The sequence below is a fragment of the Bacillus sp. RIT 809 genome, from assembly GCF_016892495.1.
Classification (GTDB): domain Bacteria; phylum Bacillota; class Bacilli; order Bacillales; family Bacillaceae_G; genus Bacillus_A; species Bacillus_A cereus_U.
On record NZ_JAFEMR010000017.1, the window covers coordinates 1 to 26254 of the forward strand.

A 26254-nucleotide genomic window follows, 5' to 3' on the forward strand; every position below is an offset into this window, starting at 1 on the left:
GATACGGTCTTTTTTGTTTAATGAATAGTGTGTAACCTTAGATTTATGAAAATGTGACGGCACCTCATTTATTAATGTTACTTGATAAGTAGAGAAATGGGGGGGAATTGTGATGTAAGAATTTTCTTGTCCTCTTTTTTCTATTAATTATTGAACATAAAAAGCTTTAGGACTTTGCAGAGCTTTTTCTACCTCTTCTTGTGTGAGAATAGGATTAGGAATTGCTGGTACTATCGGAAGCATTAGATCATTTTCTTCGTTACTATGACCTGTAGGATCATTTGGACAACAAGGTGCTGTGCTTTCTATATTGTTTCCTACCATTCTAGCAAATAATGCATGTCCGATTTCATGAGCAAGTAACAAATGATCTGCTTCATCAGTGACAACAATATTAGCTTGAAAATCAGTTATTTCACCATTCTGAACAATCGGTACATACGAAGTGCATCCAGAGCTTTCTCCATCTGCTAATCTATTTCCTCCGACAAAAAATAATCCAATCCATTCGTTAACTCCTTGAGTATCTGGATTAAAACAGTCAATTTTATCTGCGGAATACTCTTCATTGGTATAGGCAAATCAATAGTCTTGAGCTCCTATAAACATTTGAGCAAGTCTATCATTACTACTATTAGCACTTGGGGCAACAAATATATTTAAGCCTACATAATATGCCATTTACTGATCTCCTTAAAATAGATTCGCAATAAACTATTTAGAGAGAGTAGATATGGATTGTACACTTTTTGTAACGGTATTTGCTGAGTTTTTGTATAATATAATCATGTGAAGTTAACATAACTTATTGTATCAATAGTATATATTTGCGTAGAATATCCATTTTAAGGTTTTGAAGTACCCCCCTAAATGAAAAATTTATTTCTCTAAAGTTAGTTACTTAGTGAAGTCTGCTCATTTTTTCGTATTAGGGAAGAAGGTACTTTTTAACTTGATGGGTATGGGGTAGTACCCCTTTTAGCAAAACCGGAGTGGGAATGATGAGTATAAATAGTTTTGTGGGATTGATAAAGGACGAATTATTAAAAGAGGTAAGCATAAGAAGTGAGGATGAATTCGAGCCTGTAGTAGTTAAAGATATTCCTAGACTTTGGAAGTGTTTAGGGACAGGTAATTATGCCGCAGTATTTATGCACAAAGAATACAAAGATTGGGTAGTGAAAGTTTACGCGCGAGAAGGAGAAGGAATTGAAAAAGAGTCAGAAGTATACCGAAGAATCGGAAATCATCCTTCTTATTCGAAGCTTATATATAAAGGGGGAAATTTCATAGTATTGAAACGTTTAAAAGAAATTACCTTATACGATGCTATTCATAAGGGGATTAAAATTCCGAAGCAGGTAATCCTGGATATCAATGAAGCTATAGAGTATGCAAGGGAGCAAGGATTAACTCCTTGTGATGTTCACGGGAAAAATGTGATGATGGAAAACGGAAGGGGATATGTAGTCGATGTATCTGATTTCTTAAAAACAAAAGAAGATAGTAAGTGGAGAGACCTAGAAAAGGCATATTTTACATTTTACTTGCCGTTCATTTATAAATTGCCTTTCCCTGTTAAAATACCGTATTTCATGTTAAACATTGTTAGACGTTCATATAGAAAATATAAGAAGCTTAAAAAGAAATTCAAATTGTAAAAGGACCACATACTTATCTTTAGGTTAGATAAGTGAACCACTAGTAAACAAAAGGACCGTACATTTTAGATATGTCTAATATGTACGGTCCTAATTTTATAACTTCATAAAGTAATTTATTTATAAAATGATTGTAACATTTGTATATAATACTGACATTATTATTATGAGAAGTAAATCTTCTTGTTTTAATAGAATATACCATTTCAGTACATTTCATTTTAAACATATTGATGTACTATAGTTCTAAACAAATCACAATAACGGATTAGAAGGGGAATAAACTATGTACACAGACTCAATTGAGTATTAAAATTTTAATCTAATTTACCTTTGCATAGATGCAGGTATCAGTTAGTTTTTTACTGTCAGCTGAAAGATCTTCATTACGTAATATCCCTTCAAGCTCAAAACCTAATTTTTCAGGGATCGTACGACTTTTAGTGTTATTAGATTCACATCGTATTTCAATCCTTCTAAATTTGAGTAACTGAAATCCAAGGTTTGTTAACTCACTTACTGCTTCTGTCATATATCCATTGCCACTAAATTGCGTGTTAATCCAGTATCCAATTTCACATTTAGAAATCTTCCAATTAATTCCGTGAAGGCTAGCAGTTCCAATAAAATCATTAGTATCCTTATGATAGATAAGATAGCGAAAGCTTTCTCTTTTCAAAAAATCTATATGGGCATTTCTTAGGATAATTTCCGTTTCTTCAACAGTAGGAATTGACTGGAATAAAAGCAACCATTGTTTTAACTCATTAATTGAATCCTTAATAGCTTGGTATACGACATTCCCGTCATCCGCTTGAAGTGGCGCTCGAAGAATTAGTCTGTCTGTTTCTATTTGTAACGGAACATCTAATAAAATAGGATTCATATAATTTCTCCTCTCAAAAACTTTAAATTATGACGTAATAAAAAAACTTTCACCCCAAGGAAATAATTCTTGAGGACGAGAGTGTACCACCTCAGTTTGTTGATATGTCACCATATCAACCTCTTCGGTTACGTTACTATAATAAATAAATTAAAAAATACCCTAGCTCACTAACAGGAGATCCTGTCACAGCATCACTATAAGTTATTATAGAACCGTGCGAAGCTCCTAGTCTTTCTTCATTAAGAACTTGATATGTAGCAATACAGTAAAGCCTATCTCCCATAAAGGGACCTCCTAAAAATTAGTAAACAATAAATATATATTCAATTAATCACTTAGAAATCCCTTTTCACATATTGAAAACTAAACTGCCAGTTGGTACAAAAAAATGGCTACCGAAGCAGCCTTAGGTTGTTCAACTAATGCATGCGTTAGTTGAATAAGGAATTATTATTTTTCATATATTAGATTTCGATTTTTACCTTTTGCATAATGGGGTAGTACCACACATCCATCAACTTAACGTATATTTTTATACAAAATGCGGTCTTTCCACGTAGTTTTTTATTATCTTTTATAGATGTTATAAAAGTAGGCACATCAAATAAACCCTGACGGGTTTCAAATTTTTCGCTATGCTACCTGATGGGCAGAAGTGGTATACTCATACACAACACCTAAAATATCAAAGACTGTTTTTTTCTCATATCTGTGAGATTTTCTTCCGTTTCGCTGTAGGAGGTTAAACAGACGAAGGAGAATCTTTGATAATTCTTGGGTGTTTTTATGTAGTGCTTGATGAAAAAGTAAGAAATAATCTTTAATTATGTACATCGCTTTATATTCACTTAGTTCTTTCTGTTTCTTACGTAACAGGAGTTCTCTCATTTTAAACATAGTAGAAGAACATAATAGGATACTAATGAGTTGTCCATAAAGGTGGCATTCTAATCGCTCTTGTTTAATAGATTTACAACGATGAATTCGAAACCAAGATTTCCATATTTTAAATAACAGCTCAATTTGCCAACGCAGTGAATATAAATCATAGATTTTCTCTTTCGGTACCCATTCCGTAGGAATGTTTGTCATATATACCGTAATTCCTTGTAAAAGTTTCGTACGCTCTGTATATGTAATCCCTTTTTTCTTTTCACGAATAGCTCGATCATGTAGACGTTTCTGTTTTTGCTCCTCTGTACATCTATAAACCACAATGCGAGTGGGTAGTTTGTCTTTGCTCCCTACATATACATCATGTAATTCATACACTTGGCCAGGTTGTAATTGGTTCATGATGTCTTCCAAATGAATTTGTATATATACCGGTCTCAATTGAGCAGGTTTTGTTTTAAATACCACTGTTTCGAATTCTTTTCTATATATTTTAGTTGGTAATTTAAGACGCGATAAATAATACCCTTCCTTATCTTGGATCGATTTAAAGTCTTGTAAACGAAAATACCCTAAGTCACGAATATATAGTTCATTCTTTTGTGTCATGTCCATTCGAGTCGCCCCATATGCCTGATCACTTCGTTTTCCTGGTTCAATTTTCACATCAGAAAACTCTCCACTCAACAAGTCATACTCTAATTGAATTTTCACACCAGCTGTATGACTACAGCCTCCGGCACCAGGATAAGTAGCTGCGAATCGATCTGGAACTTGAAAGGTTGTAGAATCAAGGATGCGAATCCGCTCAAAGTAAGCAGAAAGAGAATGAGAAATTGTAGATGATCCTCCAATTTTAGCTTGTAGAAGTGTAGTAAATACATTTCGAAAGAAGGCTACAGAAGCCGAGTTAAATCGTCGATTCAGTCCCTCAGGACTTAATAAAATTCCTGTTGAAGTTTCTAATTGACTACAAAGTTGAGTAAGAGAGGTTGTAGCGATTTGTTGATTTAACCATACACACAAAGATAAAAAATGGTGCCCATGGCACTTACGTTTTCGTTTCATTCCACCTGCTTCTATAGCTAATTGATTAAGTGTAGCGGGAGACATATATCGATATAACTCTTCGGCAAATAAAGACAGCTCTTGTTTTTGATGCATATTCATAAAAAGCACGTCACCCTTTCTCATTAACATAAGAGAATAGTAACGTGCTTTTAAGTTTAAGAATAGTCTAAATCCTTAAGTTGATGGATGTGGGGTAGTACCACATCGCCGTCAAGTTAAGAAAAGCAAATAACCCAAAACGAAAAAATGAGCTTTTTTGTTACTAGTTAGTACAAAATTTCGTTCTGGGGGTACTATAAAATTTTAGCTTGATGGGCATGTGGTACTACCCCATCGCTATCAACCTAAAGAATCAAAATCCCCAATAACGAAAATTCTATTCATTATTGACTACCTATAATGTTACGTTATGTAAACCTGACATGTATACTATATACATTCAAAATTGAATTTAAGTAGGCTACTAGGCATACATCCAATCTAAGCTTTGACCCTGAGCATAAAATTAGTTATAAGTCTAATTTCAATAAGGAGTGAACCTCGAATCATGGTATATATACGACAAATGCCACTCTATGCCCAGAGTCCTTGGGGTCTTCAAAATTGTTTATTTCGGTTCACGTATCTGTCGCTTAGAAACGGAGACAATTTCTGGTTTTTTTTGACGACTGTTGGACACGAAAGAGTTTATGGCTATAGGTTTTTCGGCGGAAGATGGAATCATTATTCGGTTGCTATAAACGATATTGTTTCCTTCCATTGTTCTCCTCCGACTCCAACTCTATATTAAAACACTACGCCTGACCTTCGTAATCTGAACTAACTCATTAGATTTCCATCCCGAACATAAAGTGTAGAACTTCCGAGAACGAGAATTATGTAAATGAGCTGTCCATATGGGCGGCTTATTGTATTTTTTTGCTTAGCGTGTTTTTTTTCAAAAATGCTGGCGGTACCAAAATATTACTTAACATGGTAAAATAATATTCGGATGGGAGTCCAATACATATTATTAAAATTAAAGTGGTTCAAGTCGGAGGGAGGCACCTTTGGGTGTCTTTTTTTACGACAATACATCAAAATTTTCTTTTTTACAAATGGTAAAGAGAATTTTGCTTTTTATCTTTTATTAATGATGATATTTAATTTTTAGCACTATAAATGTTAGTCAGGCATATATTGTAGCATTGGAATAGGTTTCGCTCACTTATTTCATTTTACTTTACTTTACTTTATAATTTTCTTGTTCAAGAACACCAAAACGGGCATTGGTGTTCTCTTTCAGTAGATTAATTTTGAACAATAAGAAGTTCTCTTATTTACAAATTTATAAAATAAAGAAGCACTCAAAATGAGTGCCTCTTTGGTTTATACTCGTACTTGTTGTACTTGTAAAACTTTTAAAGTAAGATCTAGTACAATTTTTTCACGAAAAGTTTCAAATGGCTCATTTAATTCACTGGGTCTACTCGTACTTGTTGTACTTGTAAAACTTTTAAAGTAAGATCTAGTACAATTTTTTCACGAAGAGTCTCAAATGGCTCGTTTAATTCTGTTGGACAAGGGGAAAAGTCTAATTCGAAAAATTGAGCGCTGACTAATTCGCAATATGGTTGTTCGTTATAAAAAACTGTATTTTCGAAGAAGTATTTGTCTAAACGTGGTAAATCACCGTTATTAGGATTAATAAAGTGAGAAGTAGTATCTGAAGAAGCAGCTACTAAAGCTTGTGATAGAAAATCACCAGCCGTTAAATCAGCAAAACCAGAAAATGGAACATTTGCAATACGGTCATATAGCACTCCATTACACTCATCATTTGCATATTCAATATTTTTACGAATATATCCTTGTACAAATAATTTTGCTCTTGTAACTCGGCGATAATTTGTACCTGGTACTGGAGTAAATGCTACAGGAACTAACTTACATTGTGTTAAAAATGCATTTTTTAAGATACGTTTAATTTCAACTGCTGGAGGATCTAATGAAATATCAGATTCTACAACAATTTGAATCGTTCTTTCTGCTAATACAACTGGTACCTTTACAATCGGTGCTCCTGGAGTAGTAATTGGTGTTGCAGCTGCATCACTTAATGGTGTTTGAGTTTGTCCATTTACCTGACAAGGTACATTAATTGGACATTGTTCGCTCATATTATCTAATCTCCTTTTTGAAATTACTTTAGATTTTTAAAACCATTCAATGTCAATATATTCGTTTTTTTCATTTATGTATGAGCATGTATACTAGTTTTTGAAATTTATTTATTGAGGTTTGTTAATGTACTACAGACAATAATCTATAATTATCAGTATTTTATTAATAGGAGATGTTTTTATAAGGTATATTCCCTTTATATATTGTATATGTAAATTAACAAATGATATTTTATACTAATAAGATTTATAGAAAGAAAGACCTGAGTTTTATATTTTGGAGTCTTTAAATCTTTTTATATATGGTGTTTTCAATGTATACTTTTCTATATAATTTTGAGAGTAATAGGTTGATTTAGATAAAGTCAATATTTATGGCATTACTATTTATAAGGTTATTTTTTGCTTGAATAGGACTACTGTTAAGAAAAATAATTAATCCTATTGTAAAGGTTGGTTCAGTTGTGTCAACTGTAACCCCTATACTTGCCTCAATTAAATATACTCCATCTTGTTTTGGAATAAATAATGATACATTCCCTGGAATAGGGTAGTACCAACAAAACACAAATTGCGTACGCTACGAAAATGTAATGACTTTATGCTGTATGTAAAAACTGATTGGTGAGAGCTCATAATTTGCGGGGGGATAGACACCCCCCGCGAATTTAAGTTTCACTTCATAAAAAAGTAAGGGTTGGTACTGCATGTCATTTGACTATTACTTTCCCATCCATTCCTTTCAAGTAGTGGAACCGACATATAAGTTCATATGTACCGGGAGTTTCAGGTTTTACGGTAATTGTTATTTCTTTTCCTGACGGAACTTCGGCATCAATTCCGAGTTTTTTCACGGTAAAGGTATGTTCTCTATTTCCTTTGTTTTTCAATAGCAACGTTGTCGTTTTCCCAACCGGAACAGTAATGATACTCGGATTAAAGTAATCATCATTCAATTCAACCTCAATAGGCTGTCTCACAGCGTCGGATTCGGCAAATACACGGAGTGAACCTAAAGTAGTCATCACTACAATCATCGCGAGTGAAATGATTAATCCAGTTAATAGCTTTTTCACAGACATTCACAATCCCTCCTTTCCTAAGCACTAGTGTTTTCAAATTACTAAAATATTATCAATATAAATGTGGTTTAGGCGTGGTTCAAATAGTAATCCTTTCGGAAACTCCTACTAACTGGAATAGGATTTGTGTAAATGAAAAAGCCTCCACTACCGCGGAAGCTTCTCCAAATGATGTGCAATATCAACATACATATCGGAATAAACCGAATGGATTTCATTACTAGGCGCAGCGTTAGAAGAGAAGTGGACGATTACCATATTTGCTGTCGGATCGATGTAAAGAGTTTGTCCGTAACTGCCTAACACTTCGAAAGCATCTTGTTCATTATGCGGAATCCACCATTGATTATGATAAGAAATTGAAGCGCCGCTGCCAATTGCGAGTTCGCCTTCTTTTACATTTTTTACACCTTCTGTAATAGAAGAAGGGACGATTTGTTTTCCGTTATATTGACCATTATTTAAAAGTAATTGCCCGAACTTCGCCATATCTCTAGCAGTTGCATTTAAACCAGCGCTTGCTTGTTCTACTTTTGTTTCATCTGTAACGTAATAAGCGTCTTCTTCCATACCAATTTGAGACCAAATTTGCTCGCTTACATTTTCCGCTAATGATTTGTCAGTGATTGTTCGGATAATCCAAGCGAGTGTTTCACTTGAGCCGTTATTGTAAGAAAAAGCGGAGCCAGGCGGTGCAGTTTCTTCTGCCTCTAGTAACATATCATAAATTTTCATAGGCCCCTCGTAATTTTTACCTCGGGGTAAAATATTACTAGCTAAATATAGTTGTGCATCTTGATTTTCTAGTCCTAGCTGCATATATCCGTGAGTAGGGTATTCAGCAGAAACTTGCATGTCCAGTAATTGCTGAAGTGTTGCTTTACCAAACGGTGTATTTTTTAATTCTTTTATGTAAGTGTCAGCTGTTTTCTCTACATCAATAAGATTTTCTTCAGCGAGAGATTGTATGATTGCACCAGTAAACACCTTTGCTAATGATGCCATTCCATGAGGATCACTCCCGTTATATCCATTGAAATATCGCTCATAAACAAGTTGGCCATTATGTACAACGACAAAAGCGTCTGTTTTGTTTTCGTCTAAAAGTTTTTTTAGAGGAGTTGTATTTCCAAATCTACGCTCCACAGCAAAATCGTCTAAGTTTTGTAACGCGGTAGGGAAGGGAGCAACTTGGCCAGGATTGTTTTTTACTTCATTAATTAAAGTAAATTCTTTCATATGTGTATACGACCAGCGTAAGTAAGGATCGTCTAACCAGTTTTCTTTTGTGACAGTATCTTTAGTGGGGGTCGTTTTATTATGTTTAAAAAAAGTAAATCCAAGCCCTGTAACTACGAATAGTAATACTAGTAACAGTAATAGCAGGGGAGATTTCTTTACATTCATGTATGTACCTCCTTTAGTTTCTATTATAAGTATACGCTCGTCTTAAAAGAAATACAAAATAAGGAAAGTAAACGGGTAAGTTTACTTTCCTTATGAACGTTAAGCAGAGATTTGTCCATCTGTACTTTGTTTCTTGAATTTTTGTTTTCGTCCGTGTAATCCATAATAAAGAAGTAAAGTGAACGCAACGATAATAGCTGCGATAAAATACATATTATGATAACTTGATTTGGCAGCGACTATACCTAAAATGAAAGAACCAAAGCCAATGCCGCTATCAAAGAACGAGAAGTAAGTAGCTGTCGCAGAACCACGTCGATGGTTTGGAGCGGCAGAAATTGCAATCGTTTGGAAACTTGGAATTAATGTTCCGTATCCTAAACCGATTAACATACCTGAGCCAAGGAACCAAAATGAAGTTTGCGCTTGGCTTAAAATGAACATCCCAATTGTGAAAATAATGATAGCTGGATAAATAAGTACATTTTCACCGAAACGATCAAATATTTTTCCTGTAAATGGACGAGAAATGACCACAACAAGTGCGTATAAAATAAAGAAGTAACTTGCAATTTCACTTAAACCGAGTTCTTTCGCATAAATAGGAATAAAGGATAAAATGCCACTATAAGAAAAGGCTAAAACAAATCCTGTCAGAGCGATTGGAATAGAAGATGGTTCAATTAAGTCTTTCCATTTCATTTTTTCTCGTTTTTGTTTGTTTACTGGTGCTTCATGCGGAATATCGACTAGTAATCCTAATAAAAATGCGAGTAATGAAAATACGGAACAAACGATAAATAGTATAGTAAATGAAAAATGAGAAATAATTGTTAAACCTAAAAAAGGACCAATTACCATCGGTAGACTCATAAATACGCCGTAATAAGCAAGTGCTTCACCGCGTCTATGAGCTGGTGCTACATCAGTTACAATTGTTCCAGTTGCTGTCGTTGCCATTCCGAATCCAATACCATGTAAGAAGCGAAGGGCAAGTAATAAAAATAAACTTTGCGTACCGAAATACATAACAGTAGCGGCTAAAAATAGTGAAAGTGAAATAAATAATATTTTCTTTCTTCCTAAATCATCGAGCCATTTTCCTGTGAATGGTCTACATAAAACAGATGAAATAAGAAAAACAGTTGCAACTAAACCAATTTCCTCAGGTTTTCCTTTTAGGCTGTCTATAACATAGACAGGCAGAGTAGTCATAAGCATGTAAAATGTTAAAAAGAGAAACAGACTACTAAAACAAGTTCCGAGGAAATCCTTCGTCCAAAGTTTTTCACTTTGCATCGTCATCCCTCCATATTAATGATCTAAATTTTTGATAATTTGTTGTAACAATTGAAAAGCTTCATGTAAGTCTTCTTCTTTAATACCTTCTAGCGTCTTTTCTTCAAAGGAATCAACTTCTTCTTGCCATACTGGAATCATTTCTATTGCTGTTTCCGATAAGGAAATGAGCTTCTCACGGCGATCTTTTCCTTCCGTACGAATAATCCAGCCCATCGTTTCCATACGTGTTAACGTGCGGGTCATCGTTGGTGATTCAACATTTAAATACTGACATAATTCTGTTTGAGTACAAGATCCAGTTTGATTAATGCGGAAAATAACAGCCCATTGCGCACTAAATAATCCTGTTGGAGATACACGTTCATTAAATTTCTTCGTAAACTTACGAGAAGTTTGACTGACAATGTGGAAAAAATGTTGTTTTTCGTCCATGTATTTGGATCCTTTCAAATTAGTTACCTAGCTAACTATATACTTTTTTATAATAACTGTCTAGTAATAGACATGCAGTTTTATGTGGAAATTTCGTATAGATTTTATATTGCGAACGTACATTCTGTATGGTATTCTTTAATTAGGTAAAGAATTTTCTTTCTATTAAAAGAATGGGGGAACTTGCGATGATTAAGCCTGCAACAATGGAGTATGTTTCACTATCGAACGGAGAAACGATTGCATATCAAGAAGTTGGAAGGCAAAATGAAGAAATACTCGTGCTCATTCATGGAAATATGACATCGTCACAACACTTTGATTTAGTTATTGAGAAACTACAAAAGCAATATCATATTTACGCAATTGATTTAAGAGGATTTGGACAATCAACGTATAATAAGCCGATAGATTCTTTGCAAGACTTTACGGAAGATGTGAAACTTTTTATAGATAAATTAAATGTAAAGAAATTTTCATTAATGGGATGGTCAATGGGCGGCGGTGTTGCGATGGAGTTTACAGCGAGCCATCCAACTTTTGTAGAAAAACTAATATTAGTAGAATCGGTAGGGATGAAAGGATACCCGATATTTAAAAAAGATATTAACGGGCAACCAATCGTATCGAGTTTATTAAAAACGAAAGAAGAAATTGGGCAAGATCCAGTGCAAATTGCCCCTGTACTAGATGCAATAAAAAATATGAATAAAGTATATTACCGTACAGTATGGAATCTATTAATATATACACATAATCAACCTGAACCGGATCGTTATGAAAAGTATTTAGATGATATGTTAACGCAGCGCAATTTCGTTGATGTGAACTATTCATTAGTTACATTTAATATTTCAGATGAACATAATGGTGTTGTACGAGGAAATGGACATATTCACCGTATTCAAGCCCCAACACTCGTCATACAAGGTGACCGCGACTACGTCGTACCACAAGTAGTTGGTGAGGAATTAGCGAAACATTTGCCAAATGCGGAGTTGAAGGTGTTAGAAGACTGCGGGCATTCACCGTTTATTGATTGTTTAGATGTGTTTATACAGCATGTAGAGGATTGGTTAGACAATAAATAATTCCCAAAATATAAAACTTGCATATACTATAGCATTTGTATGTATAAGGGGAGAGAGTCAATGCATAATCCATTTTTAATGTATCATTCGCCATATAATGATCATCAATATATAAAAATTATTATTGATCCGATGTATATGCAAGTGCAGCAAGTACCAATCGCCCATGCACATTACTACTTATATGGACCATCATTTTATGAAAATCCATATTTTAAACATTTTCATTACCATGTGAAAGCACAAGTTTGGGAAGGATAAGAAGCTAAAAGGTTGATTCTTTTAGCTTCTTTTTTATTGCCGATATTCGTACACGCATGTAAAGAAACCGTTTATAATGAAAAGTGGAAAGCGTGAGAAAGAGAGGGAAAAGGATGTCGATGCGTTTTACTTTTTGGATTATGGTTGGGATTGTGGCAATCTCAGGTTTATCACAAGGTATGCTCTTACCTGCCATTGCAATGATTTTTGAACAAGAAGGGGTTAGTTCAAGTATTAACGGTATTCATGCAACGGCATTATACATCGGGATATTATTTATTTCACCGTTTCTTGAAAAACCGATGCAAAAGTTTGGAATGAAACCAATTATCGTAATTGGTGGGTTTCTCGTTATTATTTCATTATTCTTTTTTACACAAACTTTTTCATTTTGGGTATGGTTTATTCTTAGGTTCCTAGTTGGTGTTGGAGATCATATGCTCCATGTCGGAACGCAAACATGGATTACGACAACGTCAGATCCTAGTAAAATAGGTAGACAAGTATCGATATACGGTGTATTCTTCGGAATTGGTTTCGCAGTTGGTCCGTATTTAGCAAGCACTGTTCAGTACGGTCTTGCAACACCATTTATCGTATCTACTATACTTTGCTTAATAGGTTGGCTTTTACTACTACCAACGAAAAATGCATTTCCAGCACAAGATGAGGCGAAAACTGAAAGTGAATCATCCTTTTCTCGTTATAAACAAGTCGTTGGATTAGCGTGGATTGCGTTAATTGGTCCGCTTGCATACGGTGTACTTGAAGCGATGTTAAATAGTAATTTGCCAGTATACGCACTTCGCAAAGGATGGTCTGTAGCGGAAGTTTCCTTCTTATTACCAGCATTCGCAGTTGGAGGTATTATTACACAAATCCCGCTCGGTATGTTAAGTGATAAATACGGAAGAGATCGTATTTTAACGTGGATGTTCAGCGTAAGTACTGGCATTTTCCTACTTGCAGCAGTATTTGATCAATATTACTGGATCGTCTTTGCCTGTATGCTTTTAGCTGGTATGGTCATTGGCTCGTGCTTCTCATTAGGTCTTGGATTTATGACAGATTTATTACCGAGGCACTTACTACCAGCAGGTAATATATTATCCGGAATCGCCTTTAGTATAGGAAGTATTATGGGCCCTGTATTAGGAGGCGTATTTATAGAAAAAATACAGTATACAAGCTTTTTTATTGCGGTTATGATTATAATGGGTATTCTCGCAATGTTATATATTATTTACATGAAGAATCAATTCGCATCAAGAAAAATAGAAAGTAGGTTAGGGCATGACAAAACAACCTAATAAAAAGAAATTTGAAGTACTAGAAAACGAAACAATTACAGACTGTTTAGCACGTATGGAACAAGAAGGATATGCACCGTCTCGTCGCATGGAAGAGCCAATCTTTCATGAAGTGAAGAAAGACGGGAAAACAGAAGTTGAACCGTGTGGTAGAAAAATTGTTTTTGAGGGGAAATTGAAGTAATCAAATAACAGATTTTCTTTATGGTATAGAGCCATCCAATTCGTTTGAGTTGGATGGTTTGTTGTATAGGGGGCGTTTAAAAATATTAACTATCCCCAAGAGTAAAAAACGCTATTCTTACTAAAAGAATAGCGTTTTTTTATTATTTAACATGATTTCATCTGAATGTATTGGAGATGCCACCTACAAAAGTAGTAGAAATTTTATTTGAATTTACTACCTCAGTTGGATATATCATATTTCAATTTCGATAGAATAGTAAATAGGTATATTGGAAATGGAGATACATTACAACGGTTATACATACTTCAAATATAGAATTACAGTAACTACTCAGCCAACAAAGAAAGGAACAAGTAGAATGATACAGAGCATATACGAAACGCATTTACATGTTAGAAATTTAGAAAAGGCGATAGATTTCTATCAAAATAAGTTAGGTTTAGTATTAGCAAAAAAACTATCGAAAAGACGAGTTGTGTTCTTTTGGATAGGAGAAAATAAAAAACAAATGCTCGGATTATGGGAAGTACATACGAATGAAGATTTTGAGACGAAACACTTCGCTTTTCGTGTAGATTTAGAGTTTTTAAAGATTTCTAAATTGTGGTTAGAGAATCGTGAAATAGAGGTGGTAGGAAGTCAGGGTAAAGGAAATCAAGAGCCAATTGTCCAAAGGTGGATGCCAGCTGCAAGCGTATATTTTCTGGATTGTGATGGAAATAAATTAGAGTTTATTTCTATGTTATATGATGATCCAGATGAATTAGAATATGCAACGTATTTAAGTGAATGGAATGCGGAGCACTAAGAAAAATAAAGTGAAACTTTAATCAGTAGGAGTTTTACAGCTTTGTATTATGTTAAATAGATAGGAACAAAATAAAATCCCTCAAGAAAAGGCACGTTCTTGAAGGATTTTTTTATGCTTTATATATTTTATATTGTTTGTAACGTATTAATTATATTCACTTTTAGATATCTCAGCGCGTTGAATAAAACCGTCAGAGAAGCTGAAATAAAGAGAATAGCTTCCTCGATTATATATATAACCTACACTAGTCATATCCTCTCCAATTCCATCTGGTTCACCAAACCACTCTTTTAATTCATTGATAGAGATACCCATTTTTACCCATATATATCTAGCGTCCGAAGGGTACATGTCAATATTATAATCTCCGTATACTGCTGTATTAGGTGCATCACATTCTGTACATGGTGCTTGCTTCCAAACATCAGGTACTCCAAATTCTTTTTTTACCTCAGATATATCTTTACCCAATGCATTTAATTTAAATGGACCAAACGTCCCATCCTGTAAAGCTGTTGTTAACATTTGTTTCATTTCTTCTTTTGTATTGATGTTGAAATTATAATCTCTGTTTTTTGCTAATGTATTATATAAAAATTGTGCATACTCCTCACGTTTCACAAGCATGTTGCCATTGTAATTACCTGCCTCATCACCGTGGGATATTCGGTTACTACGTAGCGTATTTACAAATTCATAGGCCCAATGATCTTGAGGTACATCTTTAAAGTTACTTTGTCCTTTTGATTGTAATTGAAATGCTTTTTGTAATACTACTGCCATTTCATACCGAGTTAATGCATCATCTGGACGAAAAGCACCTGTTCCATCACCTGTCATAATTCCAGCCTGTACAATAGCTTTAATATCCTTTTCAAACATATGATTTTTAATATCGTTAAACATATTGCTCTGTTCATTGTTTGCTGTTAAACCTAAATGACGAGCGATTAAAGAAGTTACCTGGCCTCTAGTAATATTATCCCCAAAACCAAATTTCCCATTTCCATATCCGTTAAAAAGTCCTGCTGACGCTAAGTAATCAATAGCATCTTTTGACCAGTGGTCCTTTGGTACATCTGTAAATACAGTGTTCGCATTGCCAGCTACTTTATAGTTATTCGTAGTTGTTTGTGCGTTTGCTGTGCCTACCATCATTGTAGTTGCTAGTGCTGTGGTGATTACGAATCCCAAAATTTTTTTAGCTTTGCTTGTTTTCTTGCCCATTTGAGAAAGCCTCCCCAGTTTAATTTAACTTTATTAAATATACGTATTACACATATACATCTAAATGTACACATCGTAATTATAACATGTAAATGATGATTATTTGTTATTAATTTACTTAATGTGGATTAAATTCCAATAATCTATATAAAACTATAATTTGTAGATGATAAATATTCATTGCTATTTAATTGAAGAAAAATGCGAAAGCTTTTTATAAAATATGGAAATGTTAAAATCCCTTTGATAAAATAGCAATATGTAAAAATAGTTATTTATAAATTCTCAATGTAATGAATATTTATGTTTAAATATACGAATTTAACTACATGGTTATTGTAATAAAGGGGGAGAAAGATGTTAGATGAATTGTACAATGCTTTATTAAATGCATCGGGTTTTACAGAAAGCGCGAGGAAACGAGATCAGTATGATAAATTACATGATTATTTAAAAGATCAAGAAAGAGAGTTAAAACGATTCATTCAAGATGCTGAATCAGCGAAGAGAGATTATGAGAGTAAAAGTAATGGCTTAGAAGCTAATAAAATTCCGGCAGTTGAATTTGAACAAAAACGTCATGAAAAGGATGAAGAATTAAATACAGTACTATCCTATTTTAAGAGTGCATTAAGCGATGTTGGATCTGCGATAGGTACAGCTTATGCAAAGTATTTGGAATATAAAGCGAAAGCAGAAGCGGAGAAAGCGTCAGCATATGCTGCAGCGACCAAGGCTTTTGAAGAAAAGAAAAAGGAAATTGAAAAACTTATCCATTAAGCATACAAAGAATGGGGGAATCAACATGAGTGGTAAAGAGGTTGAAATTATAGGAAGTAACACTGCAAGTGCCATTTCTTACGCGCAAAATATTGAAAATGGTATGAAGGATTCTTTAAATCAAGCGAAAAACTTAAAAGCATACGTTACATGTGCGAACTGGAATGGAAAAACGAGGGATGCATTTTTAAGTTATCTTGATTTAATCATTCAATATAACTCAGAAATGGTAGAGGCATTTGAAGGACATACGAAAGCTTTGAAAGAGTTAGATAAAAGTATTCAAACGTACGGAGATAGACCGGAAGTAAGGGCGATAAAACAATTGTGATGGAGAAACGAGGGATAAAAGAATGGGGAAAGAAATGAGTTTTGCACCTGCTGAATTATATGTTCTCGCAGGTGCAGCTGGGGTTACGGATATATTTGGATTGCCAAACCGTGACGTAATTATTTTACTTGATGAAGAATGTGTCACAAAAGCAACTACGAGTTTAAAAGAAAAAGGCTTACTTACAAGCGAAAATGGAATTACCCCTGCAGCTTTTCAAATTATTGAGCTATTAAAGGAATATGAAAATTGTCATGAATACACGAGAATTAATAATGTATTAATTGGTTTTTTGAAACATGATAAAGATCGAGTGGCTGTATTAACAGAAGTAGAGCTAAATAAAAAATACGAGATCGACTACATACCAAAGCCAGACGTATATTTTTCATTATTAACACGCATCCCTTTCTTGTTGAGAGAACCGAGGGAAATAGAAGATACATTTTTCTCAAAGAGAATGACAGAAACAGAACAACAAACATTTGAGGAAAAAGATTTATCAAATAAAGACGTTATAGCGATGGAAACGTATACGAGGCCTCGGAGTAATAGAGGAGGAAAATGGGAATGTTTCTTATATTTCACTGAAGGAGAAGATTTCGTTCAAATAGATGTAGATCGTAATCGATATGACTGGGTGAGCCTCTATGCGGTTAATAAGAAATTGTATGACGTGTTAAAAATGCCGTATAAAAAATTAATTGACCCGAGACAATTCTCGTTAGGAGGTATTGAATAATGCAAGTATCAATGGGAGATGGCGGTTCTAGTGGTGGAGAAGAAGTATTAGTTAATTTTCAAGAACTACTTGATATAGTAATGAAGTTAGAAAACATATATACAATCCATGTAGACGTCATTGGAACGAATATTGAGAGTTTACTAAGCTGTGATTTTTATCAAAAAGGTGAAGCGATGAGAGTAATTGAAAAATATCCTGATATATTACATAAAACACTTGAATTGGCTGAACACTATTCTAGATCGGCGAAAGTTGTAGGAAATGTATGCGTGGAAATGCTTGAAAAGGACGAACAATTACGTGAAAGATTAAGTAAGTTGTAGAAATCACCATACGGCTGGGGGATGAAAACGAAATGGATGTGAAATATAGACCTGAACCATGGCAAGACATGGGAGATGGTATGAATCGAATTACAAAAGATGCTCTCATGAAATTACGGGACGCAAATGAATTATTAAAAAGAATTGATGGAAGAATACGAGATTCAGATTCGGATGGTAGTATACATTTTAACCCAAAAGATCAATCGCAAAAAATCGGAGAATTACTTGATAGCTATTCGACATTACAAAAATATTGCGGAGAAGCAGGGCGAGTAGTCTCTGAACATATAGATAAACCTTTTTTAGTAGAAATGGATAAATTCGCTCAAAAAATGAGAGATACATCTATTCTCAGTTTCGAAACAAATAACCGAATTGGCTCTACAACAACGACAGTATTACCAGATGCGCACGCAGGGTACGGAAGTATACCACAAACAATACAGACGAAAAAAGATAAAATAACAGTAGAAGATATTTTTAAAGATTCACCTGCATTTGATAACGTACTGAGAGGGGAATACAAAGAACTAAAAAAACAAAATCCAGATGCAAAGCTAGATTATGAAGAATACAAGAAAGTAGTCCCATCCACACGAGGATTTGAATACAAATCGATAGAAGATGAACAGAAAAAACTAGAAATGATACGTGACATAGCAATAGGCGGAGGAATCATCATCGCAACAATCCTTTGCCCACCACTCGGGGCCGCTGCCGCAGTAGTATACGGCGCTGTACAAATAAAAAGCGGTATTGACGGAGAAGACTGGGGAACACACAGGAAATTGAGCCAAGAAGAGCGGGTAGGAAACATCATTTTTGGCGGATTAGATGCAATCCCAGTTGTTGGAGCGGTAGGAAAAGGAGTAAAAGCATTCAAAGGCACGAATGAATTAGCTGATTTAGCGAAATTATTAAAATTCAAAGAAGGAATCCCTGGTTTCAATCCAAATTTGGGTAAAAATGTGGTACAATCGCTTAAGGAAAATAAGACTTTAAAGAATGCACTAGATGCTATGAAAAATACTCCTATTCCAGTAGCAGTTAGGATGGTGGATACTGGAATAGGAGTGAAGCTTCCTTATATAGAATCTTCAACTGTTGGAGAAGTAGCTGGAAAGTTTTCAAAGGCAAGTACGGCAGCTAAGGATGACGCTTATCAACTTGCTAAGGGTACGGGTAACGCTGTTCATAGATCTGAAATTGACGAAGTAATTAAAAATAATTACGATAAAGACGGAAATTTGATTAATAGATCAATTGTGCCTAAGGGATATGATAGTGTTGAAGATTTCTTAAAACAAGTAGATGATACTACTATCAAAGAATTTGGGTATGATAGTGTTGAAGAGTTTAAATCAGTAGTAGGATATGTTGATGACTTTTTAAACGCTTCACCTAAAAATAATATAATTAATAAAGGATTGGCAGGAGGAACACATGTGCAGGGTGTAGACTATGATGTGTTAGGTTTTCCTATTTTTAAAGGAGATAACTTAAAATTTACGTTAAAATTAAAGGAAGAATATTATGTTATGAAAGATACAGATCAGTTTAAAGAGTGTACAAGGATATTAAAAAAGGCAATTGAAGAAGGTAAAGTATCAAGGGAACTTTTTACTCCACAACAGCTTAATCAGATTGAAAAGGGGAGAGCAAGAATAAAGGGGCTTACTTGGCACCATCATCAGGTTCCTGGAAAGATGCAATTAGTATTAACAGATATTCATGGGGTTAACCATCTTGGTGGAAATAAATTATGGGGAGAGGGTATTAGATGAGAAAAGATTTAGAGTGGGAATATGCTGATGCAGAAGTATCAGAAACTAAGATTAAAGAAATTGGATTACAATTAGGCTTCCAGTTACCTCAAGATTATATTGATTGTGTAAAAATAAATGGAGGTGCGAGTGTATTACCAGAAGAATTTAATGTAGGCAATGTAGAGCGTTGCTTTGGTAGTTTATTTAGTTTTGATGAGGAAAGTAGTGAGTACATTATTAAAAAGTATGAAATATATAAACCTACGCTTCCGCAAAAGATTTTCCCTATTGCAATTGATCCAGCTGGAAATTTAATATGTTTAGATTATAAAAATAATACAGAAAACCCAATTGTAGTTTTTTGGGAGCATGAGAATGCTGGCGAAAAAGAAATGTTAATGCGTCAAGAAGGTTTAACAGAAGCACAAGTAGAAGAACTGGCAAGAGAAAATGTATTTTATATTGCAGATACATTTACTGATTTTTTAAGTAAATTACACGATTAAAAAATATAATGATGAATGAAAAATAAAGTTTATGTGAAATGGATAGAAAAAATAATAGGGTGTTTGAAAATATATACTCCATGATGGTTGTACCATCATAGAGTAATATGTGCAATGATAGAATAGAAAACGAAGTACGAGCTTAGGCGATATGACATTTTACTGTGCGACGAATACAAAGACATGGAATGGACATAAAACTAACGAACTCGTACAAGCTCGTAATTTTTAATGTAGTAGTTGTCACGATATATAAAAGGTGTCATACTGTTGCCATAAAACTTACAAATTTAATGCTACTTAAAAACAGATGAACTTAAAGCACTTGATTGTCAATTAAAGGCAACAAGTGCTTTTTTGCGTTTTAGCGTAGAAATTTAACAGAGCAATATAATTTTATAAGTGCATTAAGTGTTAAATTTTTATTGTTGTTTTATAGACTGTAGTGGCTATGTACAGTATACGACGATAGTAGAGGAAAAAATAAAGGGTTGTGTTACTTTTTGAAGTCATCGTAAAGTACGTTTTAACGGATGGACGTTATGTACACGTTATCCGCAAAAAACGGGTAAACGTTACAGGGATTGTAATTGCTGTAACGGGAAGGGACTCAATATGGAAGAGAAAGTAGTTGGTTATGTACGAGTTTCAACAGAAGGACAAGTACGTGAAGGGTACAGCTTGGCGTATCAAGTAGAAGAAATTGAACGGTACTGTAACGAGAATGAATTACAACTGCTTCACATATACGAAGATAAAGGAATTAGCGGAGCGACAGTAGATGAAGATGGATTAGCAGTTGAACGTGAAGGATTGCAAGAGCTATTGTCAGATTTGGCGTATCAACAAGTGAGCCACGTGATTGTACTAAATACATCTCGGTTATGGCGCTCTGATATGGCAAAAGTGTTAATACAACGAGAACTAAAGAAACATGAGGTTGATGTAAAAGCAATTGAACAATCAAATTACAGTATATACACACATGACCCAAATGATTTTTTAGTAAATGGCATGTTAGAGCTATTAGACCAATACCAACGTCTCGAGATTGCATTAAAGCTAAGTCGAGGTAGAAAGAAAAAAGCGGAACAAGGTGGCTATGCAGGTGGCGGTGTGATGTTTGGTTACACAGTCAAGAAAGGACAAAAAGTGTTAGAAGTAGATGCGGAAAAAGCAGTAGTTGTACGGAGACTATTTGAATTACGACACTTTTTTAAACATTGGTCGCTAACTCAATTGGCAGCAAGACTGAATAGGGATGGTTATCGTACAGAGAAAGGAAAGCTGTTTACGAAAGTACAAGTGAAACGCATGTTAGACCGAGAGAGCTTTTATCGAGGGATATATACATATGGACAAATACAAGCAAATGGGAAACATCCAGCAATTATTTTATAAACTCACTTAAAAAATTAGCTCATTTTACTATACATACTACTAGAGTTATGAAAAATGGATAGGCTTGCGTACCTATGCGCATCGAAAGATGAACGCTCGAACTAAGGTTGCCGACATTTTTGTATATGACTAAATCATTGAATAGAGGGATGAGTTATGCATAATAGACAGAACTATTTGTATGTAGGAGTAGATTTACATAAGGAGCATCATACGGCTGTTATTATTAATTGTTGGCAAGAGAAATTAGGAGAAATACAATTTGAGAATAAACCATCTGCATTTTCGAAGTTTTTATTAGAAGTAGAGACATATGTGAGTGATGGTTTATCAGTTGTATTTGGTTTAGAGGATGTTGGCGGTTATGGAAGAGCATTAGCGAAATATTTAGTAGATCATGAACAAGTAGTGAAAGAAGTAAATCCAGCTTTATCATTTTTAGAACGAAAGAGCCAAGTGATGATACAAAAAAATGATAGTTGGGATGCGGAATGCGTAGCCCGTATACTAATAAATAAGTTAAATCAATTACCAGATGCAAAGCCAAACGATTTATTTTGGTCGATACAACAACTAGTGTCAAGAAGGAATGCATTAGTAAAAGCACAAAGTGCGTTAAAGAACCAATTACATATTCAATTAAACCACCATTATCCAAGTTATAAAAAGTTTTTCTCAGAGTTAGATGGAAAAACAGCATTAGCATTTTGGGAGCAATATCCGTCACCCTCTTGTTTAGAGGGGATGAATATAAAGCGATTAACAGCTTTTTTATTAGATGTTAGTAACAATACATGTTCAGTAAGGAAAGCAAGTGAAATATTAAGGCTTGTGAAAGAAGATGGACAAACAATGAAAGAGTATCAAGAAATGCGAAACTTTTTAGTAAGAAGTATTGTACGGGAGATTGAGTTTAAAAAGAAGGAAATGAAATACATCGAAAGAGAATTAAAACAGCTAGTAAATCTACTAGATTATCAATTAGAGACGATGCCGGGAATAGAACTTGTGACGGCATCAGCATTAATAGCTGAGATAGGAGATGCAAGGCGATTTCCAAATGCCAATAAATTAGCACGATTTGCGGGGATTGCGCCTGTTTACTTTGGTTCTGGTGGGAAAGGTAAGACACACAAAAGCAAACAAGGAAACAGGGCGTTACACGCTTTATTTTATAATTTAGCTGTACAGCAAGTGCAAGTAGCGAAAGGAAGTAAGTTACCTAGAAACCCAGTGTTTCATGCATATTATCAAAAGAAACTTAAAGAGGGAAAAACAAAAGGACAAGCATTGGTATGTATTATGAGAAGGCTTGTAAACATTGTATATGGCATGATGAAATATAAAACAGCTTATGAGTTGCCGGTAGTGGAAGAAAAAGAAGAAGTTTAATAAGGTTTACGTGGTTTGTTTTTTTATTGTGAGGGTTTAAGATTACAACATAGGGTACGGGTAATAGTAGTAACGTAAACCCAAACAAAATTAAGCTAACTCAGGAAAGAGAAAAATACTATCGAAAGAAAATAGATGAAGCTAAAGCGCGAGGAGATTATAAAGCAGCAGATGATATTAGATATGATCGTCATTGTGAAGAAACGAAACAACCTTTAGAGCGTAAAGATTGGGATGCTAGGACTGAAAATTTAAGAAAGAGCCAAGAGCGTGGAAGAGAAGAAGAAATAAAAGGGAGAAAAGCTTTGGGAGAACATCTTGATCGCCAATTAGAGGACAATAACGCTGGTGAGGTTGTTACATATACATCTAGTGAAGGGCATCTTACGCGTCCAGATAGTATTGGGCGTAATGATAAGGGTGAAATTGATTTAGTTCATGATCACAAACACAAAATGGGTGAAAAAGAGCAAACTATTCATAACGACAGGCAAATGCGAGCTGAAAGAGAAATGCTCGAAGATAAAAATGGGAGTCATGTTGTGACAATATCAAGTGACAAACCTGATTTGAATGGGATTCCTCCTAAACCAAGACCAAGTGGACCTTTGGGTAAGGATAGTGATGTTTACTACACTGATCCAAATAGCGGTAAAGTGACTCATAAATGGGAGAACAATACACGTTTACCTGGTGGAGGTAGGTGGAAAAAGCTGTGAATAAAAATTATTATGTGACTATATTTTTTAATATTAAGGGGGATATACATGAAACCTGATTTTTTCACAATTACAATGTATCCTACAGTATCTTTTAACGAAGAAGAATTATTAGGTCGTCTTTTGGATGTGTTTGAGTCAAATGAAAAATTTGCTCCTACTCATTGGGGCAACTGTGAAACGGTACGGGTAGAATATAACCGTCAGGAAATTCTGGAAAAAGTAGTTTCAGAGCGTAGAGTATCAGAAGTTTACCTGTATCGTGATAAGTCTGTGAACTACACAGGACGTTTTCAAGTTAACTGGAGCCATCGTTCATTTTTAGAGTTTGAGTTTCATAAATCAATACCTAAAAAATTATGGGCTGCTTTTTTTGAGTTATCTGACCAAATCGCAGAAATTGCGAAACCAAGTTATGGAGTAACTCAAATTTTTTGGCCTTTATCATATCCGTGGAATACCGAACATGAACGCTTACAAATGTGGATGGAAATATCTTCCCAACCAATACCAGTTAGGTTTCTTCCTAACGGTCCCTTAGGGATAGGGGCTAGAACATACTTTAGTGGTCATATTTTAGAAATGTTTGATAAGGAATTATTACAAAGTAGTCCAGCTGTGGTATCTGAGCTAGATTGGGGTGGCCTTTGTATTGATATTTTAAATAATCCATTAGAGAGTGACAGTGATACATTACTTGATAATTGGCTACAAGTAATGAAGTATTTGGAACCAGCACAAGTAATGGCTATACCAAGTTTTGATGAAGATCAGATGGGTATAACTTATTCTCCAAATGTTGCTTGGAAGGACTATCTGAAAAGCTAAATGAAAGGAGATCGTAATAGTGAATGAAAATGGTAATGATAAAATAAGAGTCATGGAAATATTAAATAGATCTCAATACAATGATGAGGTTATAGATCAGTTAGATATGAGTGATTTAGACCTTACTTTTTCAGACCTGTCAGAGGTAATGGCAGAGCGTATCATGGCAAAACGAGTTCTGTTAAGAGCTTCTTCATTAATGAGGGCATCGTTTTTTGATTGTGATTTTGAGTTTGCTGATTTCAGAAGTTGTAATTTAGAGGAAATACACATTGCAGATTGTAGGTTTGGTGAAGCGGATTTCTCTAAAGCGAATATGAAATATGCAAAATTGAATATAAGTAGTTGTTTTGAAACATGTTTTGACGAAGTTGATTTTTCATATGGAGAATTAGTTGGAACAATATTAAATCATGCTACTTTTCGCCATGCAAATTTGTCAGGAATCAATGCGGAACAGGCTGACTGTACGGGAACGAATTTCAGTAACGCGAATCTTACAGAAGGTAACTTTGAAAAAGCATATTTAGAAGATGCTAATTTATCAGAAGTCGATGCTAGAAATGTAGATTTTACAAACGCAGATTTAACAGGAGCAATCCTTTTAAATGGGAATTTCACGGATGCGAATTTTACCGGTGCTAAACTTGACAATGTAGACTGGAAGGGAGCAAAGGTAGAAGGAGCCAAGTTTGACGAAAATGTGAAGGAACAAATCTTAAAAATGATTTAAATATGATGGGAAGTATATACATTTAAGCACTCGAAAACCTATGATTGGTAGCGAGTGCTTTTTTCTTAGAGATATTAGAGATTGATAAATAAGTGAAAATCAATATAGATTATTTTTAAGGATTGTTAGATAGATTAAGTCGTGAATATTATATAATTGAAATTAAACTAGCAAAAGGTGTGGACTCCGTATCCCCAATCTTTAAAGGTGTAGAAATACTGCCAGATGGAAGTGTCGTTAGATCTGGAACGAACTATAGCGGGAAATTCCAAGAAGCCCATGATGCCTCTAAGGCGAGTATTCAGAGTAGGATCTCGAATTTGGAGAGTGGTGGGGTTAAGGGTACGGGTAGTAGAGATGCTGATATTCCACCAGCCTTCAAGCAAGAGGAATTTGCCAGTACATATGAATCAAGATTCAAGCAAACACCCGCAGAAACGAATTCAAATGTCGTTTTTGAAGGGGTTAGAGGTGAATCTTTATGTACCCTAAAACCACCACCAGATCCTACGTTACAGAAAATCTTAAATGAAGCTGGTATTAATGGAATTGAGTATAAAAATGGAGTTCCTGATTTTTCACCTGTAGCAAAAGCGCAATTTGAAATTGAATACATGTTAGGCGGGACCGGCAAGCACGGAACAAAAGCTAGAACTATTAATTTTAAACAAGCAGATCAAAAGTTGGCTGAACAACTTAACAATTCACCAGAGTTGGCAAGCAAGTTTGGAATGACTCCTGGGAAAATTAAAGCGGGAGACATTGCGGATTATCGAGAAGAATACAAGTTAACGTGGCACGAATTAAATGATGTGAAGACTATCCAACTTGTACCATCAGAAATAAATGGCAAATTTGGGCATCTTGGCGGCGTAGGAGAGATAAATGCAGGAGCGTTTAAGCCAGGGGAATTTGCCAATAAATAGAAAGGGGGAAATTT

At 34.7% G+C, this 26254-nt stretch carries 28 protein-coding genes and 1 pseudogene; 18 read left to right on the forward strand and 11 right to left on the reverse strand.

All coding sequences use genetic code 11. The annotated features are described in order from the left end of the window. Positions 1-147 precede the first annotated feature (147 nt). Positions 148-366 carry a zinc metalloprotease gene (locus JTF23_RS18260; RefSeq protein ID WP_016105459.1) on the reverse strand — a complete coding sequence of 73 codons (219 nt, stop codon included), beginning with the start codon at positions 364-366 and terminating at the stop codon, positions 148-150. A gap of 635 nt (positions 367-1001) precedes the next feature. Between JTF23_RS18260 and JTF23_RS18265 the strand changes: the two genes are divergently transcribed. Then, entirely contained in the window at positions 1002-1661 is a 660-nt protein-coding gene (locus tag JTF23_RS18265; RefSeq protein WP_033716704.1) for a protein kinase family protein, read from the forward strand. A 322-nt stretch (positions 1662-1983) separates the two neighbouring features. On the opposite strand, the gene JTF23_RS18270 is transcribed toward JTF23_RS18265, so the two are convergent. From JTF23_RS18270 to JTF23_RS18305, 9 genes and pseudogenes are all read right to left on the reverse strand, one after another. Beyond that, positions 1984-2547: a GNAT family N-acetyltransferase gene (locus JTF23_RS18270; RefSeq protein WP_204209352.1), complete on the reverse strand. Its 564-nt coding sequence runs from the start codon at positions 2545-2547 to the stop codon at positions 1984-1986. A gap of 136 nt (positions 2548-2683) precedes the next feature. Further along, positions 2684-2833 (reverse strand): hypothetical protein, encoded by a 150-nt coding sequence (locus JTF23_RS18275; protein ID WP_204209353.1) that lies wholly within the window; start codon positions 2831-2833, stop codon positions 2684-2686. A 350-nt stretch (positions 2834-3183) separates the two neighbouring features. Then, positions 3184-4614 (reverse strand): IS4-like element ISBce2 family transposase, encoded by a 1431-nt coding sequence (locus JTF23_RS18280; protein WP_080019313.1) that lies wholly within the window; start codon positions 4612-4614, stop codon positions 3184-3186. A gap of 1269 nt (positions 4615-5883) precedes the next feature. Further along, positions 5884-5979: pseudogene (locus JTF23_RS28500) on the reverse strand (CsxC family protein); the annotation flags it as partial. Further along, positions 5967-6674 (reverse strand): CsxC family protein, encoded by a 708-nt coding sequence (locus JTF23_RS18285; RefSeq protein ID WP_204209354.1) that lies wholly within the window; start codon positions 6672-6674, stop codon positions 5967-5969. The gene JTF23_RS18285 and the pseudogene JTF23_RS28500, both read right to left, overlap by 13 nt. A 713-nt stretch (positions 6675-7387) precedes the next feature. Then, positions 7388-7759, reverse strand: a complete 372-nt coding sequence (locus JTF23_RS18290; RefSeq protein WP_204209355.1) for a cupredoxin domain-containing protein — start codon at positions 7757-7759, stop codon at positions 7388-7390. Between the two features lie 147 nt (positions 7760-7906). Further along, the gene (locus JTF23_RS18295; RefSeq protein ID WP_204209356.1) at positions 7907-9166 is read right to left on the reverse strand and encodes a serine hydrolase domain-containing protein; all 1260 of its coding nucleotides are present in this window, start codon (positions 9164-9166) and stop codon (positions 7907-7909) included. A gap of 99 nt (positions 9167-9265) precedes the next feature. Beyond that, the gene (locus tag JTF23_RS18300; RefSeq protein ID WP_204209357.1) at positions 9266-10465 is read right to left on the reverse strand and encodes an MFS transporter; all 1200 of its coding nucleotides are present in this window, start codon (positions 10463-10465) and stop codon (positions 9266-9268) included. Between the two features lie 15 nt (positions 10466-10480). Next, positions 10481-10900, reverse strand: a complete 420-nt coding sequence (locus JTF23_RS18305; protein ID WP_002013810.1) for a MarR family winged helix-turn-helix transcriptional regulator — start codon at positions 10898-10900, stop codon at positions 10481-10483. Between the two features lie 188 nt (positions 10901-11088). Between JTF23_RS18305 and phaZ the strand changes: the two genes are divergently transcribed. The 5 genes from phaZ (at position 11089) to JTF23_RS18330 (ending at position 14557) form a co-directional block, all read left to right on the forward strand. Next, entirely contained in the window at positions 11089-11991 is a 903-nt protein-coding gene (gene phaZ / locus JTF23_RS18310) for an intracellular short-chain-length polyhydroxyalkanoate depolymerase (protein ID WP_204209358.1), read from the forward strand. 60 nt (positions 11992-12051) lie between these two features. Continuing rightward, complete coding sequence (locus JTF23_RS18315) at positions 12052-12252, forward strand: hypothetical protein (RefSeq protein WP_133059509.1); 201 nt, start codon at positions 12052-12054, stop codon at positions 12250-12252. A gap of 113 nt (positions 12253-12365) precedes the next feature. Then, complete coding sequence (locus JTF23_RS18320; protein ID WP_002161146.1) at positions 12366-13562, forward strand: MFS transporter; 1197 nt, start codon at positions 12366-12368, stop codon at positions 13560-13562. Continuing rightward, on the forward strand, positions 13546-13746 hold the full coding sequence (locus JTF23_RS18325; protein ID WP_000166302.1) for an NETI motif-containing protein: 201 nt from the start codon (positions 13546-13548) through the stop codon (positions 13744-13746). Before JTF23_RS18320 ends, JTF23_RS18325 begins: the two co-directional genes overlap by 17 nt. 361 nt (positions 13747-14107) lie before the next feature. Next, complete coding sequence (locus tag JTF23_RS18330) at positions 14108-14557, forward strand: VOC family protein (protein WP_088099284.1); 450 nt, start codon at positions 14108-14110, stop codon at positions 14555-14557. Positions 14558-14704: 147 nt separating this feature from the next. On the opposite strand, the gene JTF23_RS18335 is transcribed toward JTF23_RS18330, so the two are convergent. Continuing rightward, positions 14705-15787 (reverse strand): S-layer homology domain-containing protein, encoded by a 1083-nt coding sequence (locus JTF23_RS18335; protein ID WP_016105445.1) that lies wholly within the window; start codon positions 15785-15787, stop codon positions 14705-14707. 357 nt (positions 15788-16144) lie between these two features. Here JTF23_RS18335 and JTF23_RS18340 point away from each other — a divergent pair, with 357 nt between their 5' ends. The 12 genes from JTF23_RS18340 to JTF23_RS18395 all read left to right on the forward strand — a co-directional run bounded on the left by JTF23_RS18340 (position 16145) and on the right by JTF23_RS18395 (position 26240). Next, positions 16145-16567, forward strand: a complete 423-nt coding sequence (locus JTF23_RS18340) for a hypothetical protein (RefSeq protein WP_078174458.1) — start codon at positions 16145-16147, stop codon at positions 16565-16567. Positions 16568-16592: 25 nt separating this feature from the next. Further along, positions 16593-16898, forward strand: coding sequence for a WXG100 family type VII secretion target (locus JTF23_RS18345; protein WP_002110836.1), 306 nt, complete (start codon positions 16593-16595; stop codon positions 16896-16898). A 22-nt stretch (positions 16899-16920) separates the two neighbouring features. Continuing rightward, the gene (locus tag JTF23_RS18350) at positions 16921-17640 is read left to right on the forward strand and encodes a DUF5081 family protein (protein WP_204209359.1); all 720 of its coding nucleotides are present in this window, start codon (positions 16921-16923) and stop codon (positions 17638-17640) included. After that, complete coding sequence (locus JTF23_RS18355) at positions 17640-17966, forward strand: hypothetical protein (protein ID WP_002013799.1); 327 nt, start codon at positions 17640-17642, stop codon at positions 17964-17966. The genes JTF23_RS18350 and JTF23_RS18355 overlap by 1 nt, the downstream gene beginning before the upstream one ends. Before the next feature lie 32 nt (positions 17967-17998). Beyond that, entirely contained in the window at positions 17999-19753 is a 1755-nt protein-coding gene (locus tag JTF23_RS18360) for an HNH endonuclease (protein ID WP_204209360.1), read from the forward strand. Continuing rightward, complete coding sequence (locus JTF23_RS18365; protein ID WP_002110829.1) at positions 19750-20241, forward strand: SMI1/KNR4 family protein; 492 nt, start codon at positions 19750-19752, stop codon at positions 20239-20241. The genes JTF23_RS18360 and JTF23_RS18365 overlap by 4 nt, the downstream gene beginning before the upstream one ends. A 615-nt stretch (positions 20242-20856) precedes the next feature. Next, positions 20857-21642, forward strand: a complete 786-nt coding sequence (locus JTF23_RS18370) for a recombinase family protein (RefSeq protein WP_078179042.1) — start codon at positions 20857-20859, stop codon at positions 21640-21642. A 156-nt stretch (positions 21643-21798) separates the two neighbouring features. Next, on the forward strand, positions 21799-23034 hold the full coding sequence (locus tag JTF23_RS18375) for an IS110 family RNA-guided transposase (RefSeq protein ID WP_204209361.1): 1236 nt from the start codon (positions 21799-21801) through the stop codon (positions 23032-23034). A gap of 89 nt (positions 23035-23123) precedes the next feature. Further along, positions 23124-23753 (forward strand): ADP-ribosyltransferase, encoded by a 630-nt coding sequence (locus tag JTF23_RS27905; protein WP_204209382.1) that lies wholly within the window; start codon positions 23124-23126, stop codon positions 23751-23753. 48 nt (positions 23754-23801) lie between these two features. Then, a complete protein-coding gene (locus JTF23_RS18385) occupies positions 23802-24581 on the forward strand; it encodes a hypothetical protein (protein ID WP_016105440.1) in 780 nt (259 codons plus the stop codon). Between the two features lie 19 nt (positions 24582-24600). Beyond that, positions 24601-25314: a pentapeptide repeat-containing protein gene (locus JTF23_RS18390; protein ID WP_002110824.1), complete on the forward strand. Its 714-nt coding sequence runs from the start codon at positions 24601-24603 to the stop codon at positions 25312-25314. A gap of 122 nt (positions 25315-25436) precedes the next feature. Then, on the forward strand, positions 25437-26240 hold the full coding sequence (locus JTF23_RS18395; RefSeq protein WP_002110822.1) for an HNH endonuclease: 804 nt from the start codon (positions 25437-25439) through the stop codon (positions 26238-26240). Positions 26241-26254 lie beyond the last annotated feature (14 nt).

What these genes read in the sequence shown, in the direction of transcription:
- JTF23_RS18265 (WP_033716704.1), top strand. Translation starts at nt 1,002, where the DNA reads ATGAGTATAAATAGTTTTGTGGGATTGATAAAGGACGAATTATTAAAA.
- JTF23_RS18270 (WP_204209352.1), bottom strand. Translation starts at nt 2,547, where the DNA reads ATGAATCCTATTTTATTAGATGTTCCGTTACAAATAGAAACAGACAGA.
- JTF23_RS18275 (WP_204209353.1), bottom strand. Translation starts at nt 2,833, where the DNA reads ATGGGAGATAGGCTTTACTGTATTGCTACATATCAAGTTCTTAATGAA.
- JTF23_RS18280 (WP_080019313.1), bottom strand. Translation starts at nt 4,614, where the DNA reads ATGAATATGCATCAAAAACAAGAGCTGTCTTTATTTGCCGAAGAGTTA.
- JTF23_RS18285 (WP_204209354.1), bottom strand. Translation starts at nt 6,674, where the DNA reads ATGAGCGAACAATGTCCAATTAATGTACCTTGTCAGGTAAATGGACAA.
- JTF23_RS18290 (WP_204209355.1), bottom strand. Translation starts at nt 7,759, where the DNA reads ATGTCTGTGAAAAAGCTATTAACTGGATTAATCATTTCACTCGCGATG.
- JTF23_RS18295 (WP_204209356.1), bottom strand. Translation starts at nt 9,166, where the DNA reads ATGAATGTAAAGAAATCTCCCCTGCTATTACTGTTACTAGTATTACTA.
- JTF23_RS18300 (WP_204209357.1), bottom strand. Translation starts at nt 10,465, where the DNA reads ATGCAAAGTGAAAAACTTTGGACGAAGGATTTCCTCGGAACTTGTTTT.
- JTF23_RS18305 (WP_002013810.1), bottom strand. Translation starts at nt 10,900, where the DNA reads ATGGACGAAAAACAACATTTTTTCCACATTGTCAGTCAAACTTCTCGT.
- phaZ (WP_204209358.1), top strand. Translation starts at nt 11,089, where the DNA reads ATGATTAAGCCTGCAACAATGGAGTATGTTTCACTATCGAACGGAGAA.
- JTF23_RS18315 (WP_133059509.1), top strand. Translation starts at nt 12,052, where the DNA reads ATGCATAATCCATTTTTAATGTATCATTCGCCATATAATGATCATCAA.
- JTF23_RS18320 (WP_002161146.1), top strand. Translation starts at nt 12,366, where the DNA reads ATGTCGATGCGTTTTACTTTTTGGATTATGGTTGGGATTGTGGCAATC.
- JTF23_RS18325 (WP_000166302.1), top strand. Translation starts at nt 13,546, where the DNA reads ATGACAAAACAACCTAATAAAAAGAAATTTGAAGTACTAGAAAACGAA.
- JTF23_RS18330 (WP_088099284.1), top strand. Translation starts at nt 14,108, where the DNA reads ATGATACAGAGCATATACGAAACGCATTTACATGTTAGAAATTTAGAA.
- JTF23_RS18335 (WP_016105445.1), bottom strand. Translation starts at nt 15,787, where the DNA reads ATGGGCAAGAAAACAAGCAAAGCTAAAAAAATTTTGGGATTCGTAATC.
- JTF23_RS18340 (WP_078174458.1), top strand. Translation starts at nt 16,145, where the DNA reads ATGTTAGATGAATTGTACAATGCTTTATTAAATGCATCGGGTTTTACA.
- JTF23_RS18345 (WP_002110836.1), top strand. Translation starts at nt 16,593, where the DNA reads ATGAGTGGTAAAGAGGTTGAAATTATAGGAAGTAACACTGCAAGTGCC.
- JTF23_RS18350 (WP_204209359.1), top strand. Translation starts at nt 16,921, where the DNA reads ATGGGGAAAGAAATGAGTTTTGCACCTGCTGAATTATATGTTCTCGCA.
- JTF23_RS18355 (WP_002013799.1), top strand. Translation starts at nt 17,640, where the DNA reads ATGCAAGTATCAATGGGAGATGGCGGTTCTAGTGGTGGAGAAGAAGTA.
- JTF23_RS18360 (WP_204209360.1), top strand. Translation starts at nt 17,999, where the DNA reads ATGGATGTGAAATATAGACCTGAACCATGGCAAGACATGGGAGATGGT.
- JTF23_RS18365 (WP_002110829.1), top strand. Translation starts at nt 19,750, where the DNA reads ATGAGAAAAGATTTAGAGTGGGAATATGCTGATGCAGAAGTATCAGAA.
- JTF23_RS18370 (WP_078179042.1), top strand. Translation starts at nt 20,857, where the DNA reads ATGGAAGAGAAAGTAGTTGGTTATGTACGAGTTTCAACAGAAGGACAA.
- JTF23_RS18375 (WP_204209361.1), top strand. Translation starts at nt 21,799, where the DNA reads ATGCATAATAGACAGAACTATTTGTATGTAGGAGTAGATTTACATAAG.
- JTF23_RS18385 (WP_016105440.1), top strand. Translation starts at nt 23,802, where the DNA reads ATGAAACCTGATTTTTTCACAATTACAATGTATCCTACAGTATCTTTT.